Below are 18955 nucleotides of genomic sequence, written 5' to 3'. Positions count from 1 at the left end.
GAGACGGCCATGACCCTCACCGCACCAGACCAGACCGTCGCACCTGCCCTCCCCGCGCCCGCCCTGGCCGAGCTCGGCCTGCGCGAGTCCGCGACCTTCGACCGCGCCACGATAGCCGACATCCAGCGCGCTGCCGAGACCGGCATCTACGACATCCGGGGCTGGGGCGCCAAGCGCAAGGTCCCTCACTTCGACGACCTGCTCTTCCTCGGCGCCTCCATGTCCCGCTACCCCCTGGAGGGCTACCGTGAGAAGTGCGGCACCGACATCGTCCTCGGCGACCGCTACGCGTCCAAGCCGCTCCGCCTCGACATCCCCGTCACCATCGCCGGCATGAGCTTCGGCGCGCTGTCGGCCAACGCGAAGGAGGCGCTGGGCCGCGGCGCGAGCGCCGTGGGCACCTCCACGACAACGGGCGACGGCGGTATGACGCCCGAGGAGCGCGGCCAGTCCAAGCACCTCGTCTACCAGTACCTTCCGTCCCGCTACGGCATGAACCCGGACGACCTGCGCAAGGCCGACGCGATCGAGGTCGTGCTCGGCCAGGGCGCCAAGCCCGGCGGCGGCGGGATGCTGCTGGGCCAGAAGATCACCGAGCGAGTGGCCGAGATGCGCACCCTTCCCATCGGCATCGACCAGCGCTCGGCCTGCCGCCACCCCGACTGGACGGGCCCGGACGACCTCGAGATCAAGATCGCCGAACTTCGCGAGATCACCGACTGGGAGAAGCCGATCTACGTCAAGATCGGGGCCTCCCGCCCGTACTACGACACGGCCCTCGCCGTGAAGTCGGGGGCGGATGTCGTGATCCTGGACGGGATGCAGGGCGGGACCGCCGCCACCCAACAGGTGTTCATCGAGAACGTCGGCATCCCTACCCTCGCCGCCATCCCGCAGGCCGTCCAGGCCCTGCAGGAGCTCGGGATGCACCGCAAGGTCCAGCTCATCGTCTCGGGCGGAATCCGCACCGGCGCAGACGTCGCTAAGGCCATGGCCCTCGGCGCCGACGCAGTGGCCATCGGCACCGCCGCGCTCATCGCCCTCGGCGACAACAGCCCCCGCTACGCTGCCGAGTACGCCAAGCTCGGCTCCGCGGCCGGCTACTACGACGACTTCCAGGACGGCCGCGATCCCGCCGGCATCAGCACCCAGGATCCTGAGCTCTCCGCCAGGCTCGACCCCGTCGTGGGCGGCCGGCGGATCGCGAATTACCTGCGCGTACTGACCATGGAGGCCCAGACCATCGCCCGCGCATGCGGCAAGGCCCACCTCCACAACCTCGAGCCCGAGGACCTCGTCGCCCTGACCATCGAATCCGCCGCGATGGCCCGAGTGCCGCTCGCCGGGACCTCATGGATCCCGGGCGCGACGGGAACGGGGCTCTGATGCCCGACTCCTTCGACTATGTCGTGGTCGGCGCCGGCCTTGCCGGCGCCGCCACGGCGTGGCGTCTGGCCCAGCGCGGCCATCAGGTCGCCGTCGTCGAACGCTCCGAGCCCGCGAACCATGCCGGAAGCTCCCACGGCTCGGCGCGCATCTTCCGCTACGCCTACCCAGACACCGGCTACGCCGCCCTCGTGAAGGAATCCCTCGCCGGCTGGAAGGAGCTCAGCGCCCTGGCGGGCTTCCAGCTCATCACGCCCACCGGCTGTGTGGACCACGGCCAGATCCGCAAACCCGGCGAGCTGGCCGAAGTCCTCGCGACCGTGGGGGTCGCCCACGAGCTGCTCTCCCCAGCGGAAGCCAGGTCGCGCTGGCCGCAGTTCGCCTTCGACACCGAGGTGCTGTGGCATTCCGGCGCGGGGGTGATCGACGCGCACGAGAGCGTTCACGCGATGGTGCGGGCCGCCTCCGCACACGGCGCACGCCTCTACGAAGACTGGGCACTGGCCACCGCCAGCCGAGCCGGTGCCGGCTACCTCCTCACGAGCGAGCGCGGAGAAGAGCTGCTGGCCGGGAATGTGATTGTCGCCGCCGGCGGCTGGCTGCCCCAACTCCTTGGCGGCCTCGACCTTCCCTCGGCGTTCCTTTCCTCGCTCCCGGCTCTCACGGTCATGCAGGAGACTGCCTTCCACTTCCCCTACCGCGAACAGCCCGACCCCGGGACCTTCTGGCCGACATTCATCCACAAGCGGCCAGGCATCCAGACCTATGGACTCCCCGGAGGCCGGGACGCCGACTTCCGCGGGCAGAAGGTGGCCGAGTTCAACGGCGGCAGGGCGATCGCCGACGCCTCCGCCCAGGACGGGCTCATCGACCCCGCGCACCGTGAGCGGATCGTCGACTACGTCAAGCAGTACGTCCCGGGCCTCCTCCCCGAGCCCTACGCCGAGACCACCTGCCTGTTCACCAACACCCCCGACGAGGAGTTCATCATCGACACCGCGCACGGCATCACCATCCTCTCCCCCTGCAGTGGCCACGGTGCGAAGTTCGCCCCGCTGCTGGGCGAGCTGGCGGCAGACCTCGCCACCGGAGCTCGCGAGATTCCGCTGCGGTTCCGGCCCTCGCTCGTCGGTGCCGGGAGGCGTGCGTGAGCGCGGGACCGTCGACTGGCACAGTGCCGACGACGGCGGGGGGCCGGGCGGGCCCGGCGGGCGCGAGCGTCGCGGGGCTCATGGCCGAGATCGCGGACGTCGGCAGGGACGACGCCCGGGGAGGCTACAGCAGGCCCGTCTACTCGGTGGCCGAGCACGAGCTCCGCGAGTGGTTCATCGACCAGGCGTCACGGCGCGGTCTGGACGTCGAGAGCGACCGGAATGGCATCCTCTGGGCCTGGTGGGACGCACCAGGCGCCGATCGGCGGGACGCCGTCGTCACCGGCAGCCACCTGGATTCCGTCCCCGGAGGGGGCGCCTTCGACGGCCCGCTCGGCGTCGCCTCGGCGCTCATCGCCATCGACCGCCTGCGCGAACGCGGGCTGACACCCAGCAAGCCCCTCGCCCTCGCCGTCTTCCCCGAGGAGGAGGGCTCCCGCTTCGGGGTCGCGTGCCTCGGCTCCCGGCTGCTCACCGGCCTGATCGACCCGGACAGGGCCCGCACGCTGCGCGACCCCGAGGGGAACACCTTCGCCGACGTCACAGCGAAAGCAGGCCTCGACCCCCGCTTCCTCGGCCCGGACCCAGAAGCCGTGGGCAGGATCGGCTCCTTCGTCGAACTCCATGTCGAACAGGGCCGCGGACTCATCGACCTCGGCCAGCCCGTCGCGGTCGGCTCGACCATCCTGGGCCACGGACGATGGAGGATCACCATCACCGGGCAGGGCAACCACGCCGGGACCACGCTCATGGAAGACCGGCGTGACCCGCTCGTCGCCGCGGCGGCGATCGTCCAAGCTGCCCGCGAGGCTGCCCTCCGGCACTCGGGCGCGCGCGCGACCGTCGGGCGCATCGTCCCCGTGCCGGGCGGTACGAACGTGATCGCGTCCTCGGTCAGCCTCTGGCTCGACGTCCGGCACGCCGACGACGCCGTGACGGCCGCCGTCGTCGAGCGCATCCATGCCGACGCCAGGCGAGCCGCCGCCGTCGAAGGCTGCTCCCTCGAGCTGCGGGAGGAATCGCTCAGCCCCACCGTCCACTTCGATCCCGCCCTCAGGCACCGACTCGGGGAACTGCTGCCCGACGCCCCCGTGCTCCCCACGGGAGCGGGCCATGACGCGGGCGTCCTCGCCGCGGCGCTGCCGACCGCCATGCTCTTCGTCCGCAATCCCACCGGCGTCTCCCATTCTCCGGAAGAGCACGTGGAGGACGACGACGCCGAGGCGGGCGCGCTCGCCCTCGCCGGGGTCCTCGAGGGCCTCGCAGGGCGCCGCGTATGACCGCCGCTGCCTATACTCGCACCATGACGACCGAGGAAGCCGAGGGCACCCCTAGCGCTCCCGGCTCCCTCGAGCTCGTCATCGCAGGGCAGGTCAAACGGTATCGGAGCGAAGCCGGGATCTCGGCGGCCGAGCTCGCGAGCCGGACGGGGCTCTCCAAGGCCATGGTCTCGAAGATCGAGTCCGCCAGCACCTCGTGCTCCCTCACCACGGTCCAGCGGCTAGCCCAGGCTCTCGACGTGCCGGTCACAGCGCTCTTCAAGGGGGCAGACACCGAACGCGAAGCCACCTTCACCAAGGCCGGGGAAGGCAGCGTCACGGTTCGCACCGGCACCCGCCACGGCCACGAATACCGCTCGCTCGGCACCCTGCAGCGGCGGGAGAACCCGATCGAGCCGAGCCTCGTGACGCTCACGAGCGCGTCCGACGTCTTCCCGCTGTTCCAGCACAGCGGAACCGAGTTCATCTACATGCTCGAAGGCCGCATGGTCTACGGGCACGGCTCCTACGAATACGAGCTCGCCCCCGGCGACTCCCTCGTCTTCGAAGGCGAAGGACCCCACGGCCCCCTTCGCCTCCTCGAACTCCCCATCCGCTTCCTCGCCGTCGCGGCCCGCTAGCGTCCAACCCGGCGATGGCCCGGCTCGCTTCGAGGAAAGCCCGCCATCGCCGCGGATCTCCTCGTTAGTGAGGCCTCGTTGCGGAGAGTGATCGGGTTCTCGCTATAGACCAGACCTCCCATCAGAATAGGATCCACCTCGGAATAGAGAAAACGCACCGCCTATCTGCCAAAACTTGCAGATAGGCCGTCCGCTTCCTACAGATAGAGGCCCAGACTCGCAATTAGACCTCTATCTCACACACTCTCAGAAGTCCCAGTCCTCATCCTCCGTATTCACGGCCTTGCCGATCACATAACTAGACCCGGACCCCGAGAAGAAGTCGTGGTTCTCATCAGCATTCGGTGAAAGCGCCGAAAGAATGGCCGGGTTCACGTCCGTCACCGACGACGGGAACATCGCCTCGTACCCGAGGTTCATGAGCGCCTTGTTGGCGTTGTAGTGCAGGAACTTCTTGACGTCCTCGGAGAGACCCACGGGGTCGTAGAGGTCGTGGGTGTACTGGACCTCGTTCTCGTAGAGCTCGAAGAGCAGCTCGAACGTGTAGTCCTTGATTTCCTGGCGCTTTTCCTCGGAGACCTTCTCGAGGCCCTTCTGGAATTTGTAGCCGATGTAATAGCCGTGCACGGCCTCGTCGCGGATGATGAGGCGAATGAGGTCGGCAGTGTTCGTGAGCTTCGCCCGCGAGGACCAGTACATGGGCAAGTAGAAGCCCGAGTAGAAGAGGAAGCTCTCCAGCAGGGTCGAGGCGACCTTCCGCTTGAGGGGCTCGTCGCCACGGTAGTAGTCCATGACGATGTGCGCCTTGCGCTGGAGGTTCTCGTTCTCGAGGCTCCAGCGGAACGCGTCGTCGATCTCCTTGGTGGAGCACAGCGTGGAGAAGATCGACGAGTAGCTCTTTGCGTGGACCGACTCCATGAACGCGATGTTCGTGTAGACGGCTTCCTCGTGCGGTGTGACCGCATCCGGGATGAGCGAGACAGCGCCCACGGTCCCCTGGATGGTGTCGAGGAGCGTCAGGCCGGTGAAGACGCGCATCGTGAGCTGCTGCTCCTGCGGCGTCAGGGTCGCCCACGACTGGACGTCGTTGGAGAGCGGCACCTTCTCGGGCAGCCAGAAATTGTTCACGAGGCGGTTCCACACCTCGACGTCCTTCTCATCCTGGATACGGTTCCAGTTGATCGCCTGGACGTGATCGAGGAGCTTGAGCTTCTCGGGAGTCATGAGGGGTCCTTCCGAACGAAGAGAGAGTAAGCAATCAGAGCATGCACGAAACGCAACCCTCCACCTCAGTCCCCTCGAGGGCGAGCTGGCGGATCCGGATGTAGTAGAGCGTCTTGATGCCCTTGCGCCACGCGTAGATCTGGGCCTTGTTGATGTCCCGAGTCGTCGCGGTGTCCTTGAAGAACAGCGTGAGCGAGAGGCCCTGGTCCACGTGCTGGGTCGCAGCCGCGTAGGTGTCGATGATCTTCTCGTAGCCGATCTCGTACGCGTCCTGGTAGTACTCCAGGTTGTCGTTCGTCAGGTACGGCGCCGGGTAGTAGACGCGGCCGATCTTGCCTTCCTTGCGGATCTCGATCTTCGAGGCGACCGGGTGGATCGACGAGGTCGAGTTGTTGATGTAGCTGATCGAGCCCGTCGGCGGGACGGCCTGGAGGTTCTGGTTGTAGATGCCGTGCTCCATAACCGAGGCCTTGAGCGCGCGCCAGTCATCCTGGGTCGGGACGTGCACCTTCGCGAACAGCTCCCGCACCTTCTCGGTCTGAGGCGCCCACTCCTGCTCGGTGTACTTGTCGAAGAACTCGCCCGAGGCGTACTTGGAGTTCTCGAAACCGCCGAACGGGGCACCGTGCTCCTGCGCGAGCAGGTTGGACGCCCGCAGCGCGTGGAACAGCACGGTGTAGAAGTAGATGTTCGTGAAGTCGAGGCCCTCTTCGGACCCGTAGTGGACGCGCTCGCGGGCGAGGTATCCGTGCAGGTTCATCTGGCCGAGGCCGATCGCGTGCGACTGGGCGTTGCCCTCCGCGACCGACGGAACGGACTGGATGTAGCTCATGTCCGAAACGGCGGACAGGGCGCGAATCGCTGTCTCGATCGAGAGCCCGAAATCACCCGAGTCCATCGTCTTCGCGATGTTCATCGACCCGAGGTTGCAGGAGATGTCCTTGCCCACCTGGGAGTACGTGAGGTCCTCGTTGTACAGCGACGGCGACGAGACTTGGAGGATCTCCGAGCACAGATTGCTCATGGTCACCTTGCCGGCGATCGGGTTCGCCCGGTTCACGGTGTCCTCGAACATGATGTACGGGTAACCGGACTCGAACTGGATCTCTGCGAGGGTCTGGAAGAATTCGCGCGCGTTGATCTTCGTCTTCTTGATCCGCGCGTCGTCGACCATCTCGTAGTACTTCTCGGTGACCGAGATATCAGAGAAAGGCACTCCATAAACCCGCTCCACGTCATACGGCGAGAACAGGTACATGTCCTCGTTCCGCTTCGCGAGCTCGAACGTGATGTCCGGGATGACCACGCCAAGGGAGAGCGTCTTGATGCGGATCTTCTCGTCCGCGTTCTCGCGCTTCGTATCGAGGAAGCGGTAGATGTCCGGGTGGTGCGCGTGCAGGTACACGGCGCCTGCGCCCTGACGCGCGCCGAGCTGGTTCGCGTAGGAGAACGAGTCCTCGAGGAGCTTCATCACGGGGATGACGCCGGAGGACTGGTTCTCGATCTGCTTGATCGGCGCGCCGTGCTCGCGGATGTTCGTGAGCGACAGCGCAACGCCGCCGCCGCGCTTGGAGAGCTGCAGGGCGGAGTTGATACCGCGGGCGATCGACTCCATGTTGTCCTCGATGCGCAGGAGGAAGCACGAGACGAGCTCGCCGCGCTGCTTCTTGCCTGCATTGAGGAACGTCGGGGTGGCCGGCTGGAAGCGACCCGAGATGATCTCGTCAACGAGCTGGGTCGCGAGCTTCTCGTCGCCGCGCGCGAGGTGGAGTGCGACCATGCACACGCGGTCCTCGTAGCGCTCGAGGTAGCGCTTGCCGTCGAAAGTCTTGAGGGTATACGAGGTGTAGAACTTGAACGCGCCGAGGAACGTCTCGAACCGGAACTTCTTCTTGTACGCGCGGCTCCACAGATCGCGGATGAAGTTCATCGTGTACTGGTCGAGCGTCTCGCGCTCGTAGTAGTCGTGCTTGACGAGGTACTCGAGCTTCTCGTCGAGATCATGGAAGAACACCGTGTTGGTGTTGACGTGCTCAAGGAAGTACTGGCGCGCCGCGTACCGGTCGGCCTCGAACTGAATCCTGCCGTCCTCGCCGTACAGGTTCAGCATCGCATTGAGCTCGTGGTAGCCCAGGCCCTTGTACTTGGCAGGCAACTCTTTGGGGTCAGCGGCCTTGGTATCCACAGCCGCTACTTCTGGTTCTGCGACAGTCGTGTCCAAAATGCGTCCAATCCTTGTTTCACGCGCTCGACGTCCTCGGCCGTGCCCATGAGCTCGAAACGGTATAGGTGAGGGACTTTGCACTTGACGGCGACGATGTCGCCGGCAGCACAGAAGTTGTCCCCGAAATTCGTGTTGCCCGCGCTGATGACCCCTCGGATGAGCGATCGGTTCTGCGGGTCGTTCAAGAACCTGATGACCTGCTTCGGAACCGAGCCCGCTCCCCCAGTCCCGCCATACGTCGGCACAACGAGCACGAAGGGCTCAGTCGCACGGAGCGGGCGGTCGTGGGGGTGGAGCGGAATGCGTTCGGCGTCGAGTCCCAGCTTCATCACAAAGCGATGAGTGTTGCCCGAGACGGACGAGAAGTAGATCAGCCGGCTTGAAACGAGGCGGGGCTCAGGCTGAGCGGCAGGCGCACCCGCGCCTGCCGAAGCCGTGACCAGAGAGGTCACCTCGGCACCCCCTGAGTGAGAAAAACGGACGACGGCGGATCAGGCCACCGAAGCGGAGGACGCCTGGGCGAGCTCCTCGATCTTGTCGGGACGGAAGCCGGACCAGTGGCCGCCATCGGTGACGACAACGGGAGCCTGCATGTAGCCCATGGCCTTGAGTCGCTCGAGGGCCTCCGGGTCCTGGGTGACGTCAACGCTCTGGTAGGCGATGCCCTTCTTGTCCAGCGCACGGTAGGTGGCGTTGCACTGAACACACGCAGGCTTCGTGTAGACCGTGACGTTCATGGTTCCTTCCCTCCTGGAAGACTCAGCTTTGGCCCGTTGCGGGCCCCCCATATGGCCGGTGGCCTTCCCAATGGATCGGACTGCCCTCGGCTGCCTCGATACTACATGTAGTGGTTGGCGCCGCCGCGGACCCCAAGATGATGTCTTACAAGTATGTCATTTCTCGCGCTGGCAGTCCACATGTCCTGCACACTTAACACACAGGGCGAGCCGCGAATTTCCGGCCATCGCGGCCTTCCGTCCACAGGATGTGGAGGGCTCCATGCACACACGAGAAAAAGATCGTGTCGTTCGCCGTCGGCGTGTCGCGGCATCGGTCCACAACCGTCACTCGTGCCGTAATCTGGTGATCCACCCCCTGACACACCACCCGAGGAGGCCCAGATGGTGAACCCTGTCCACCTCCAGACACTCCTCGAGGTCGTCCGCCAAGGCTCGTTCGCGGCCGCCGCCCAGCGGCTCGGGTACACGGCCTCGGCGGTGTCCCAGCAGATGGCCGCGCTCGAGCGCGAGACGGGCGTGCAGCTCTTCATCCGCTCCCCCAAGAGCGTGACGCCCACCGAGGCCGCCGTCGTCATGACGCGCCACGCGACCAAGGTGCTGACGGACATCGACGCGCTCAAGGCGGCGACCGCGCGGGCGGCGGAAGCAGCGGGCCACCGCCTGCGGCTGGGGATCTTCCCGAGCCTCGCCACCTACGTCCTGCCCGCGGTCCTGAAGAGCGACCGCTGGCGGCATCTCGGACTGGACCTCCATGTCTCGGTGGCCGAGCCGGGCGAGACGATCCGGGGCCTCCTCGCCGGAGGCGATCTCGACGTCGTCCTCGTCTATCAGGTAGGCCAGACCGGCATTGCGTGGCCCAACACCATGGACCGCCAATGGATCGGAGACGACCCGTTCTGCGTCGTCCTGCCGTCGTCGTGGGGAATCGCCGACGGCGCACAAGTGACCGCGCGTCAGCTCGGCGGCATGCCGTGGATCGTCCATCACCCAGGCACGAGCGACTCCGCCGTCATCGACCGCCTCTTCGCAAGCTGCGGCCTCGAGCCGCGTGTCGTTGCGTACAGCGACGACTTCAACGCGAGCATCGGGCTCGCCTCCGCCGGCCTCGGAGCCGCCCTCGTGCCGGAGCTGGCGCTGCAATCCCGGCCGGAGGGCGTCGTCGTTGTCGATGTCCCCGAGATCAAGCTCGCGCGGAACATCTTCGCCCTCCGCCCCGGAGGGCCGGGCGAGACGCAGACCGGTCTCTTCCTCGACCTCGTGGCGGACACGCTCAAAGCGATCCAGGCGCGCAATCCCGGCGGTTCGCGCCGCTGAGGCGCCTACGCTGGGGACCGTGGCGAGGGCATATGTGGGCGTCTCGGGATGGCGCTACGCGAGGTGGCGGGGCGACTTCTATCCGCGGGGGCTGCGCCAGAAGGACGAACTGGCCTACGCCGCGGAGCGCATGACCTCCGTGGAGATCAACGGGTCGTTCTACTCTCTGCAGCGGCCGTCGTCGTACGAGACGTGGCGCGACGCCACGCCAGAAGACTTCGTCTTCGCGGTCAAGGGCGGGCGGTTCATCACGCACATGAAGCAACTGCGGGGCGTCGACACGGCGCTTGCGAACTTCTTCGCCTCGGGGATCCTGACGCTGGGCGACAAGCTCGGGCCGTTCCTGTGGCAGCTGCCCGAACGCATGACGTTCGATCCCGAGGTGCTCGCGCCGTTCTTCGCCCTCCTCCCCCGGACCTCACAGGACGCCGCATTGCTCGCCGAGCGGCACGACGAGAAGCTCCCGGAACAGCGCGCCGTGACCACCGCCCTCACGCGGCGCCCGCTGATCCATGCCCTTGAGCCCCGGCACGAGAGCTTCGACACTCCGGAGGCCCGGGCCTTCCTCGCGAGCCATGGCATCTGCACCGTGATCGCCGACAGCGCGGGCCGCTGGCCGGTGCTCCACGACGAGACCGCGGGCTTCCGCTACGTCCGCCTCCACGGCGAGTCCCGGCTCTACGGCGGCGGCTACGCGGACAGCACCCTGGACAGGTGGGCAGACCAGATCCGCCGCTGGCTCTCCGATGATCACGACACCTATGTGTACTTCGACAACGACGCCGACGGCCGAGCCCCGCACGATGCGCTGAACCTCCTCGCGCGCCTCGCGTGAGGGGACTATCTTTTTCTCATGGAGACGGCAGTAAGCCGGCATTTCGGGGAGATCGCCCTTGCGCCGGCGGGGCAACGGAGCATCCCTGGCCGCTACGAGCACGATGGTGTGCCCATCAATCTGGACCTGAGCATCGGCGAGCATGACCGCCTGGACGAAGCCTGTCTTCACAAGGTGGACTACCGCCTGAGGTTCCTCCCGGAGCTCATCGATTCCGCCCGCGAACGCATCGCGCAAGATCTGCGCGATGAGGATTCGGCGGCGGTCGAATACCGGCATTTCCACTGCCAGAACCTGCAGGGTGGGAAGGTCCGCGAGGTCTTCGGCGTCGAAAGCCCCGACGAGGTCGACGACGACCGCTTCGTCCAGGCCCTCCGCCTCACCAAGGTGGGCATCTACCCAGGGCAGCCGGAGCGCTACTTTGTGCTCGGCTTCACCCTCGGCGAGGGCTTCACCGACGAGGTGCTCCTCGCGGCCGCGGACGAAGACGGAGTGGTCGACGACGAGGTCGGGTGGGTTTCGCCCGCCCACCCCCCATAACCCCCGCCGCCCGGCCGCCGGCGCTGGTGGCGCCGGCGCCGGGCCGTCTGGTGTGAGAGGCCTAGGCGTTGGCGGCGAGGACTCCGCGCGCGGCCTTTGCGGCCTCGACAAGGTTCCGCAGCGACTCCTCGGTCTCCGCGTATCCGCGGGTCTTGAGGCCGCAGTCCGGGTTCACCCAGAGCTGGCGCGAGGGAACATGGGCGACGGCGGTCGCGAGCAGTTCTTCGATCTCGCCCTGCGAGGGCACACGGGGCGAGTGGATGTCGTAGACGCCGGGACCCACGCCGCGGCCGAAGCCGTGCGCCTCGAGGTCGTTGACGACCTCCATGCGCGAGCGGGCGGCCTCAATGGAGGTCACGTCGGCGTCGAGGCCGTCGATGGCGTCGATGATCACGCCGAACTCGGAGTAGCACAGGTGGGTGTGAACCTGCGTCGCGTCCTGGGCGCCTGCCGTCGCGAGACGGAACGACTTGACCGACCAGTCGAGGTACGCCGGCTGGTCCGCCCGGCGCAGCGGGAGAAGCTCACGCAGCGCGGGCTCGTCGACCTGGATGACCTTGATGCCGGCGGTCTCGAGGTCGGCGATCTCGTCGCGGAGGGCGAGGGCGACCTGGTTGGCGGTCTCGGCGAGCGGCTGGTCGTCGCGGACGAAGGACCACGCGAGGATGGTCACCGGGCCGGTGAGCATGCCCTTGAGCGGCTTCTCGGTGAGCGACTGCGCGTACGCGGCCCACGGGACCGTGATCGGGGCGGGGCGGGAGACGTCGCCCCAGAGGATCGACGGGCGGGTGCAGCGCGAGCCGTACGACTGGACCCAGCCGTGGACCGTGACGTCGAAGCCGTCGAGGTTCTCGGCGAAGTACTGCACCATGTCGTTGCGCTCGGGCTCGCCGTGGACCAGGACGTCAAAGCCGAGCTCCTCCTGGAGGTCGATGACGCGCTTGATCTCGTCCTTCATGAGCCGCTCGTACTCGGCCGCGTCGATCGCGCCCTTGATGAGGCGGGCGCGGGCACCGCGGACCTCGGCGGTCTGCGGGAAGGAGCCGATCGTCGTCGTCGGCAGCGGCGGCAGGTGCAGGACCTCGTCCTGCGCGGCAGCACGGACGGCGAAGGCCGAGCGGGAGAAGTCAGCGTCCGTGAGCGCGCTGGTGCGCTCGCGCACCTCCGGGCGGCGCACGCCGGGCGCCTCGGCCCGCGAGGCGATGACGCGCGAAGCCTCGTCGATGGCGGCCTGAGCCGACTCGGGGTCCGCGAGGTAGGCAGCGAGCGAGACGACCTCGCCGACCTTCTGGTCCGCGAACGCGAGCCAACTGCGCAGCTGGGCGTCGAGCTGGGTCTCCTCCTCGACGTCGTGCGGGACGTGGAAGGTCGAGGTCGAGGTGCCCACGGCCAGCTTCGCACCTGCCGAGCGAAGGGCATCGAGCTTCGCGGCCGAGGCCGCGAGGTCGTTTCGCCAGATGTTGTGGCCGTCGACGACGCCGGCCACCACGGTCTTTCCGGCGAACGCCTCGAGGTCTTGGGCCGAGGGCAGCGCGCCCTTGAACACGTCGAGAGCCACGGCTTCGACGCCGGTTGCGGCAACCGCTGCTGCCTGCTCGCCGAGCCCACCGTACGGGGCGGAGAGCAGGAGCTGCGGGCGGCCCGGGACGGCGGTGAGAGCGGCGTAGGCGCGTTCGACGGCGGAGCTCACCTCAGCGGCCGGCACGTCCAGATCCGCAACAAGCGCAGGCTCGTCGAACTGGACCCACTCGGCCCCAGCCTCGCCGAGGCGCGCGAGGAGCTCGGCGTACACGGGGAGGACGTCGTCGAGGCGCGAGAGCGGCGAGAAGCCCTCCGGCGCGTCGTCGGAAGCCTTGCTCAGGAGGAGGAAGGTCACGGGACCCACAAGGTACGGGCGCGTGACCACGCCGTGGGACTTCGCGAAGCGGAACTCCTCGACCACGCGCTCGGACGAGAGCGAGAACTCGGTCTCGGGGCCGATCTCGGGAACGAGGTAGTGGTAGTTCGAGTCGAACCACTTGGTCATCTCGAGCGGCTGCTGCTCGGCGTTGCCGCGGGCGAGCGTGAAGTAGGCGTCGAGTCCGAGGCGGCCCTCGGCGTCGTGCAGCTGGCCGAACCGGGCAGGAACGGCGCCCAGGGCGACGGCGGTGTCGAGGACCTGGTCGTAGTAGGAGAACGTGCCCGGGATGGCCGAGGGCTCGGTCAGCCCGAGCTCCGTGAGGCGGCGGAGGGTCGCGAGCTGGATGCCCTCCGCAGCAGCCTCGAGCTCCGCCGCGCTCGTCTTGCCGGCCCAGTAGGCTTCGACGGCCTTCTTGAGCTCGCGGCGGCGGCCGATGCGCGGGTAGCCGAGGATGGTCGCGGAGGGAAACGCGGGCTGGGAGAAATCAGTCATGATGAGTCCTTCGGTCGGGGTCGGTGTCAGCGCGCCCGGTGGTGGGCCGCCAGGGAAGGCCGAGACGGCCGGGGGAGGTTGAGGCGGGAGAGCACTTCGAGCGCGCTCTCGTGTTCGTTGAACGTGTAGAGGTGCAGTCCGGGCGCGCCGGCTGCAAGAGCCGCTTCGGCGAGGCCCACGGTCGCCTCGACGCCGATCCGCCGAGCGCCAGCGACGTCGTCGCCCGCCGAGCGGATGCGGTCCAGGAGCGCCGCGGACGGTGCCACGCCGCTGAGCTCGGAGAGCTTGAGGATCCGGCGCAGGCTCGTGAGCGGCATGATCCCGGGGATGATCGGGATCGTGACCCCCGCCCGACGAGCCCGGTGGACGAGCGACGAGTACTGTTCCGGCTCGAAGAAGACCTGCGTGATCGCGAAGTCCGCGCCCGAACGCTGCTTGGCGAGCAGCACTTCCACGTCGTGGCCTTCGCTCGGCGACTCGGGATGCTTCATGGGGTAGGCAGCGACGCCGATCGCGACCTTGCCGGCCGCGAACTGCGCCGACCGGCGCAGCTCGATCCGGCGGATCAGCTCGATGAGGTCCTGCGCGTACTGCAGGCCGTTTGCCGGGAGCGCTCCGTCCCTCGGCCGGTCGCCGCGCAGGGCGAGGATGCCGCGCACGCCGCGGTCGAGGATCTCATTGACGACGGCGTTGAGCTCCTCGGGCGTTCCCCCCACGCAGGTGAGGTGCGCGAGCGGGCGGAGGGTGGTCTCCAACTGGAGCCGATCGACGAGGTCGAGGGCTTTGGCGTGGTTGGAACCTCCGGCGCCGTATGTCACGGAGACGTAGTCCGGGTTGGTGCACTCGAGCTCGCGAATGGTGTTCCAGAGCGTGACCGCTGCCGCATCGCTGCGCGGCGGGAAGAGCTCGTAGGAGAGGGCTACGGGTGCGGTGGTGGTGGAAGTCGGTGCGTCGATCAGGGTGGGTGGGGACATTTGCAGACCTTGGATTCCGGTGAGGGCTATTCAGGGAACGCAGGGCACGCCGGTCCAGCAACGCCGCCGCGGCTGGCGTCTCAGGAGACCGGCTGCCTGCGGCAAATGTCAGGCCCGCACGGGGGCACCCACATCCCCGAACCGGGGATCGCTGACACGTTGCAGCAGCAACTTGGTAATGAGACTAAGGACGCCGCAGCCGCGCATCAAGCGATCGCGGCCAATCCCACCCAAATCCCCCGAATGCTACGAAGAAGACGTTCGGTGACGTCACGTGACGCGCCAAGTGGCGCGCAGCGCCGTCGCCCTCCTCAGAACAGTCAGCCCTCCAGCAGCAGGCGCTCGGCCCGCGGGGCAAGGGCCCGCTCCAGGACGAGGCACGCCGCCCCGACGGCGCCGACGTCCTCGCCAAGCCGCGTCCCATCGAGGCGGACGCGGTGGATGCCCTGCGTGGCCAAGCGGGCGTTGACCAAGTCGGGCAGCACGTCCAGCACGAAACCGGCCACCGGGTGCCAGAAAGGCCCGCCGAACACCATCCGGTCGACGTCCACGAGATTGCCGACGACGGACACACCCCACGCGAGACTGCGGGCGGCCCCACGCATGATGGAGATCGCGGTCTCGTCGCCCTCCCCCGCGAGCTCCGAGAGCCGCGCGAAGGCGCCTTGGAAGTCCCGCGCGGTCGGATTGTCCGGCAGGACGGGAAGGATCCCGGCCACGACGGCCTGGCTCACGATGACCTGGGGCTCGAGGACAGTGCCGATCGTTCCACGCATGCCGCAGCCGTCGCTGCACACGGGGCCGTCCGGGTCCACGATGATGTGGCCGATCTCCCCGGCGTTGCCGGAAGCGCCGCGGTACACCTCGCCATTGAGCACGAGGCCACAGCCGAGGCCGGTCCCGAGGTAGAAGAAGATGAAGCTGCCGGAGCCGCCCGGGCCGCCCGCCCAGATCTCGGCGACCGCCGCGCCCGTGACGTCCTTGTCCACCGTCGTCGGAAGTCCCGTGGCACGGTGCACCATGTCCTGCAGGGGAACGTCCACCCAGCCGTGCAGAAGAGGCGGGCCCACCACTGCCCCGCGCTCGAGGTCGATCGGTCCGGGAGCGGCAACCCCGAGGCCCGCGACGAGACTGCGATCGACTCCCGAATGCGCGAGCAGCTTCTCGACACATTCAGCGATCGCGTCGACGATCTCCTGCGGATCGTGGCTTTGGGGCGTGACGAAGGTGTTCTTCTCGACCACGGAACCCACCAGGTCCAGGAGCACGACCGTGATGAGGGCAGGGTCCAGGTGGACACCCATCGCGTACATGCCCTTGGGATTCAGCCGAAGGATGGTGCGCGGCTTGCCGGGACCGGTCCCCTCTTTTCCGGCCTCGACGATGAGCTTCTGGTCGAGCAGCCGGCGGGAGATGTTGGAGATCGTCTGCGGCGAGAGGCCCACGAGCTGGGCGAGTTCCACACGGCTCAGTCCGGCCTCGGAACGGCGGATCGCGTCAAGGATGACCGTCAGATTGAAGTCCCCCATGCGCGGCAGATTCGTCCCGCGCCGCGGCGCGGGCTGGCGTGGCTGCTCCGTCACGAGGTCCTTTCGACTGCTACGTGATTGTCCTCTCACTTACGTTACCCTGTCCATCCCCGAGTCCGGCCGTGCCGCGTCTCACGGATCGGGTCACGGTGAACTTCCCGGATCGGCCCTCCACCGACGTCGGGCCCACCGTGGCCTTCAGCCGCTGCCGGTAGTCCAGATGGGTGTTGTAGACGGTCCACAGCTCGCCGCCCGGCCTGAGGACGCGGGCCGCAGCGTCGAAGAGCTTGAGGGCGGCTCCCGCGTGGACGCTCGCCCCGAGGTGGAACGGCGGGTTGAGGAGCACGACGTCGGCGGAAGCCTCCGCGCGCGAGGAGGCCGCGTCGTCGTGCTCGACGGCGACGCGAGGCGCGACGCCGTTGGCCTCCATGGTTGCGCGCGCGGAACGCACGGCCGCCGCCGAGCGATCAGTCGCTGCCATCGTCGCCGTGGGGTGCGCGAGCGCGTACGCCGCCGCAAGGGCACCGGTTCCGCATCCGAGGTCGACGGCGTTGCCTGCCGGCATGCGGTCCACGAAGCCCAGGAGGAACCGAGTCCCGAGGTCCAGGCGCGGTCCCGCAAAGGCGGCGCCATGCGCACACAGGGTGAGGCCGACGTCGTCGTGCCTTTCGCACACCGGGAACGGCGGACGCTCGGGGACCGGCAGCGGCTCCTCGGCGACCAGCAGCCGCGACTTCTGGACCGCAAGCTCGGCCCGCACCGAGCCGAAGTGCGAGCGCAGGACCTCATTCATCGCTAGCGTCATGTGCTTGACGCGGCCACCTGCGATCAGCTGGACGTCCGGCGCCGCCCAGCGGGCGATGGCGTCAGCGACCTCCTCGAGCTCGGCGAGTCCCCGCGGGAGCTGGAGGAGGACGAGCCGGGCGCCGTTCAGAAGATCGGGCCCGAGTTCCTTGGGGAGCTGGGTGCCTGCGAGGCCGAGCGTTGCCGCGTTGCGCTCGAAGGCGGCCCGTCCGGTCGCGAGATCCTGATGCACCCGGACGCCGCTCAAGCCAGCGGCCGCAAGGCGCAGCGCGAGGGCGCCGTAGCCGTCTCCGATGACGGCGATGTCGCCCCCAGCCAGAGAGCGCGACGCCGCCACAGCGAGCCCGCGCTCGGCCAGCAGGCGGTCCGTGGCATCCCACGCCTGCAGGTTGGGCGCCTCGACATCGGGAAAGCGGCGCAGGAGCTCGTACGGGAAGGGCTGCGCCGGGTCAACGTGCACCCGACTACTCTATGCGGGCCGGGATGCTCCGCGGCGGCGGAGGTAGGCCAGGGCCCGCTCCGCTGCGTGGAAGCCCGCCATGCCGTGCACTCCCCCGCCCGGCGGGGTCGCCGCCGAACAGAGGAAGACCCCGGGCACCCCGGTCGCGTACGGGTCCGCCGTCACGCGGGGCCGGAACACGATCTGGAGGCCGGAGTTGGCTCCGGTGCTGATGTCACCGCCCACATAGTTCGCGTTGTGTGCTTCGAGCGCGGCCACGGATCGCACAGACACCGAGAGAATGCGGTCCCTGAAGCCGGGAGCGAAGCGCTCGATCTGCGCCGTGATGGCCTCGGTGGCGTCGCCGGGGTACCCGTGTGGAACATGCGCGTAGGCCCAGAGCGGGTTGACGCCGTCGGCCGAGCGGGACGGATCTGCGGCGAACTGCTGCCCGACGAGGACGAAGGGTCGCTCGGGCATGCTGCCGCGCACGTTCTGTTCTTCGGCGCGGGCGATCTCCTCGAGGGTGCCGCCGACGTGAACCGTGCCGGCGAGCCGCACGTCGGGCGCCTCCCAGGGAACTTCGCCCCGAATCGCGTAGTCGACTTTGAAGGCCGCGGCCCCGTAGCGATAGCGGCGATAGGAGCGTGCGACGGCGGCCGGCAGCCTTCCGTCGAGCAGCGTCGCCGCAGTCTGCGGCGAGACGCAGAGGAGAAGCAGGTCCGGATCTCCCGCCTCGCCGAGTCGCTCAACTCGCTTTCCCGTCTCGATGATTCCCCCGAGTTCACGGAGCCTGGCCGCGAGCGCGTCGGAAATCGCCTGGGTGCCGCCCTCCGGTACCGGCCAGCCCACCGCGTGCGCAGCCGCGGTGAGGACCAGGCCGACTGAGCTGGAGAAGGGCGCGTCGAGCGAGGCGAAGGAGTGGGCAGCCACGCCGCCGAAAAGCGCGCGGGCCTCGTCGTGCCGCCAGACCTTCGCGAGCACGGTTGCGGGAAGTGCGGCGAGCGCTCCAAAGCGGGCCAAGGCGAGCGGATGCCGGGGCACGCGGAGGATCGGTCCGAGGATGTCCGGGACGAGCTGTTCGAAACGGCGCGCAATGCCGCCGACGATCGCCTCCCAGGCCTTGCCGTCGTCGCCGAGCCCCTCGGCGGTCCTGCCCGCGTCGCGCCACAGCAGCCCGGCCCGGCCCCCGTCCAGCGGGTGGGCGAGCTGCACCTCCGGCCATCTCCAGCGGAGCCCGTGCCGTTCGAGTCCCAGGCTCGCGAGGAAAGGCGAGGCGACGGCCATGGGGTGGAAGGCGGAGCACTCATCGAAGATGAGCCGACCCGCGAGGCCGACCGGCGCAGGCCGCTGAACGGAGCGGGCGCCTCCCCCGATGCCCGGCTCGGCCTCAAGCACGCGGACGGCGATGCCCGCCTGCGCGAGCCGGACGGCGGCGGCGAGTCCGTTCGGCCCGCTCCCCACGACGACGGCGGTTGTCATGCCTCCATCCTTGCACCCGAC

16 protein-coding genes are annotated in these 18955 nt (G+C 68.3%); 7 read left to right on the top strand and 9 right to left on the bottom strand.

The genetic code is table 11. The features are described 5' to 3' along the window. Window positions 1-9: 9 nt before the first annotated feature. The 4 genes from E5679_RS02070 to E5679_RS02055 are packed head-to-tail and all read left to right on the top strand — an operon-like array spanning window position 10 to window position 4437. Window positions 10-1386 carry an FMN-binding glutamate synthase family protein gene (locus E5679_RS02070; RefSeq protein WP_171042208.1) on the top strand — a complete coding sequence of 459 codons (1377 nt, stop codon included), beginning with the start codon at window positions 10-12 and terminating at the stop codon, window positions 1384-1386. Continuing rightward, window positions 1386-2537, top strand: a complete 1152-nt coding sequence (locus E5679_RS02065; RefSeq protein WP_138413409.1) for an FAD-dependent oxidoreductase — start codon at window positions 1386-1388, stop codon at window positions 2535-2537. The genes E5679_RS02070 and E5679_RS02065 overlap by 1 nt, the downstream gene beginning before the upstream one ends. A gap of 23 nt (window positions 2538-2560) precedes the next feature. Continuing rightward, on the top strand, window positions 2561-3817 hold the full coding sequence (locus E5679_RS02060; RefSeq protein ID WP_275092536.1) for an allantoate amidohydrolase: 1257 nt from the start codon (window positions 2561-2563) through the stop codon (window positions 3815-3817). 23 nt (window positions 3818-3840) lie between these two features. Further along, window positions 3841-4437, top strand: a complete 597-nt coding sequence (locus E5679_RS02055) for a helix-turn-helix domain-containing protein (RefSeq protein WP_138413408.1) — start codon at window positions 3841-3843, stop codon at window positions 4435-4437. 246 nt (window positions 4438-4683) lie between these two features. On the opposite strand, the gene nrdF is transcribed toward E5679_RS02055, so the two are convergent. The 4 genes from nrdF to nrdH all read right to left on the bottom strand — a co-directional run bounded on the left by nrdF (window position 4684) and on the right by nrdH (window position 8622). After that, window positions 4684-5661: a class 1b ribonucleoside-diphosphate reductase subunit beta gene (nrdF, locus tag E5679_RS02050; protein ID WP_043124910.1), complete on the bottom strand. Its 978-nt coding sequence runs from the start codon at window positions 5659-5661 to the stop codon at window positions 4684-4686. 34 nt (window positions 5662-5695) lie between these two features. Continuing rightward, window positions 5696-7816, bottom strand: a complete 2121-nt coding sequence (nrdE, locus tag E5679_RS02045; RefSeq protein ID WP_138413518.1) for a class 1b ribonucleoside-diphosphate reductase subunit alpha — start codon at window positions 7814-7816, stop codon at window positions 5696-5698. A gap of 35 nt (window positions 7817-7851) precedes the next feature. Beyond that, on the bottom strand, window positions 7852-8259 hold the full coding sequence (gene nrdI, locus E5679_RS02040; protein WP_249335903.1) for a class Ib ribonucleoside-diphosphate reductase assembly flavoprotein NrdI: 408 nt from the start codon (window positions 8257-8259) through the stop codon (window positions 7852-7854). 117 nt (window positions 8260-8376) lie between these two features. Beyond that, entirely contained in the window at window positions 8377-8622 is a 246-nt protein-coding gene (gene nrdH, locus E5679_RS02035) for a glutaredoxin-like protein NrdH (protein ID WP_138413407.1), read from the bottom strand. A 384-nt stretch (window positions 8623-9006) separates the two neighbouring features. On the opposite strand from nrdH, the gene E5679_RS02030 reads away from it, so the two are divergent. Genes E5679_RS02030 through E5679_RS02020 form a run of 3 tightly spaced genes read left to right on the top strand, consistent with a single transcriptional unit; the run spans window position 9007 to window position 11314 of the window. Next, window positions 9007-9939: a LysR family transcriptional regulator gene (locus tag E5679_RS02030; protein WP_138413406.1), complete on the top strand. Its 933-nt coding sequence runs from the start codon at window positions 9007-9009 to the stop codon at window positions 9937-9939. Between the two features lie 19 nt (window positions 9940-9958). After that, window positions 9959-10774, top strand: coding sequence for a DUF72 domain-containing protein (locus E5679_RS02025; protein WP_138413405.1), 816 nt, complete (start codon window positions 9959-9961; stop codon window positions 10772-10774). 18 nt (window positions 10775-10792) lie between these two features. Next, on the top strand, window positions 10793-11314 hold the full coding sequence (locus E5679_RS02020) for a DUF2004 domain-containing protein (RefSeq protein WP_138413404.1): 522 nt from the start codon (window positions 10793-10795) through the stop codon (window positions 11312-11314). A gap of 61 nt (window positions 11315-11375) precedes the next feature. Here the strand turns inward: E5679_RS02020 and metE are convergent, their stop codons facing one another. The 5 genes from metE to E5679_RS01995 form a co-directional block, all read right to left on the bottom strand. Continuing rightward, window positions 11376-13706: a 5-methyltetrahydropteroyltriglutamate--homocysteine S-methyltransferase gene (metE, locus tag E5679_RS02015; RefSeq protein WP_138413403.1), complete on the bottom strand. Its 2331-nt coding sequence runs from the start codon at window positions 13704-13706 to the stop codon at window positions 11376-11378. Window positions 13707-13732: 26 nt separating this feature from the next. Beyond that, window positions 13733-14680, bottom strand: a complete 948-nt coding sequence (locus E5679_RS02010) for a methylenetetrahydrofolate reductase (protein ID WP_138413402.1) — start codon at window positions 14678-14680, stop codon at window positions 13733-13735. Window positions 14681-15000: 320 nt separating this feature from the next. Further along, entirely contained in the window at window positions 15001-16209 is a 1209-nt protein-coding gene (locus E5679_RS02005; protein ID WP_138413517.1) for an ROK family transcriptional regulator, read from the bottom strand. A gap of 70 nt (window positions 16210-16279) precedes the next feature. Further along, complete coding sequence (locus E5679_RS02000) at window positions 16280-17473, bottom strand: class I SAM-dependent methyltransferase (protein WP_138413401.1); 1194 nt, start codon at window positions 17471-17473, stop codon at window positions 16280-16282. A 9-nt stretch (window positions 17474-17482) separates the two neighbouring features. Continuing rightward, window positions 17483-18934: a phytoene desaturase family protein gene (locus E5679_RS01995; RefSeq protein WP_138413400.1), complete on the bottom strand. Its 1452-nt coding sequence runs from the start codon at window positions 18932-18934 to the stop codon at window positions 17483-17485. Between the last annotated feature and the right edge of the window lie 21 nt (window positions 18935-18955).

The organism is Sinomonas gamaensis (assembly GCF_005876955.1).
Classification (GTDB): Bacteria; Actinomycetota; Actinomycetes; order Actinomycetales; family Micrococcaceae; genus Sinomonas; species Sinomonas gamaensis.
This window is presented reverse-complemented; position numbering and strand designations above follow the sequence as displayed.

Coding starts and splice junctions, on each gene's coding strand:
- E5679_RS02010 (WP_138413402.1), bottom strand. CDS start 14,680: ATGTCCCCACCCACCCTGATCGACGCACCGACTTCCACCACCACCGCA.
- nrdF (WP_043124910.1), bottom strand. CDS start 5,661: ATGACTCCCGAGAAGCTCAAGCTCCTCGATCACGTCCAGGCGATCAAC.
- E5679_RS01995 (WP_138413400.1), bottom strand. CDS start 18,934: ATGACAACCGCCGTCGTCGTGGGGAGCGGGCCGAACGGACTCGCCGCC.
- E5679_RS02065 (WP_138413409.1), top strand. CDS start 1,386: ATGCCCGACTCCTTCGACTATGTCGTGGTCGGCGCCGGCCTTGCCGGC.
- E5679_RS02030 (WP_138413406.1), top strand. CDS start 9,007: ATGGTGAACCCTGTCCACCTCCAGACACTCCTCGAGGTCGTCCGCCAA.
- nrdH (WP_138413407.1), bottom strand. CDS start 8,622: ATGAACGTCACGGTCTACACGAAGCCTGCGTGTGTTCAGTGCAACGCC.
- E5679_RS02020 (WP_138413404.1), top strand. CDS start 10,793: ATGGAGACGGCAGTAAGCCGGCATTTCGGGGAGATCGCCCTTGCGCCG.
- E5679_RS02070 (WP_171042208.1), top strand. CDS start 10: ATGACCCTCACCGCACCAGACCAGACCGTCGCACCTGCCCTCCCCGCG.
- metE (WP_138413403.1), bottom strand. CDS start 13,706: ATGACTGATTTCTCCCAGCCCGCGTTTCCCTCCGCGACCATCCTCGGC.
- E5679_RS02055 (WP_138413408.1), top strand. CDS start 3,841: ATGACGACCGAGGAAGCCGAGGGCACCCCTAGCGCTCCCGGCTCCCTC.
- E5679_RS02005 (WP_138413517.1), bottom strand. CDS start 16,209: ATGGGGGACTTCAATCTGACGGTCATCCTTGACGCGATCCGCCGTTCC.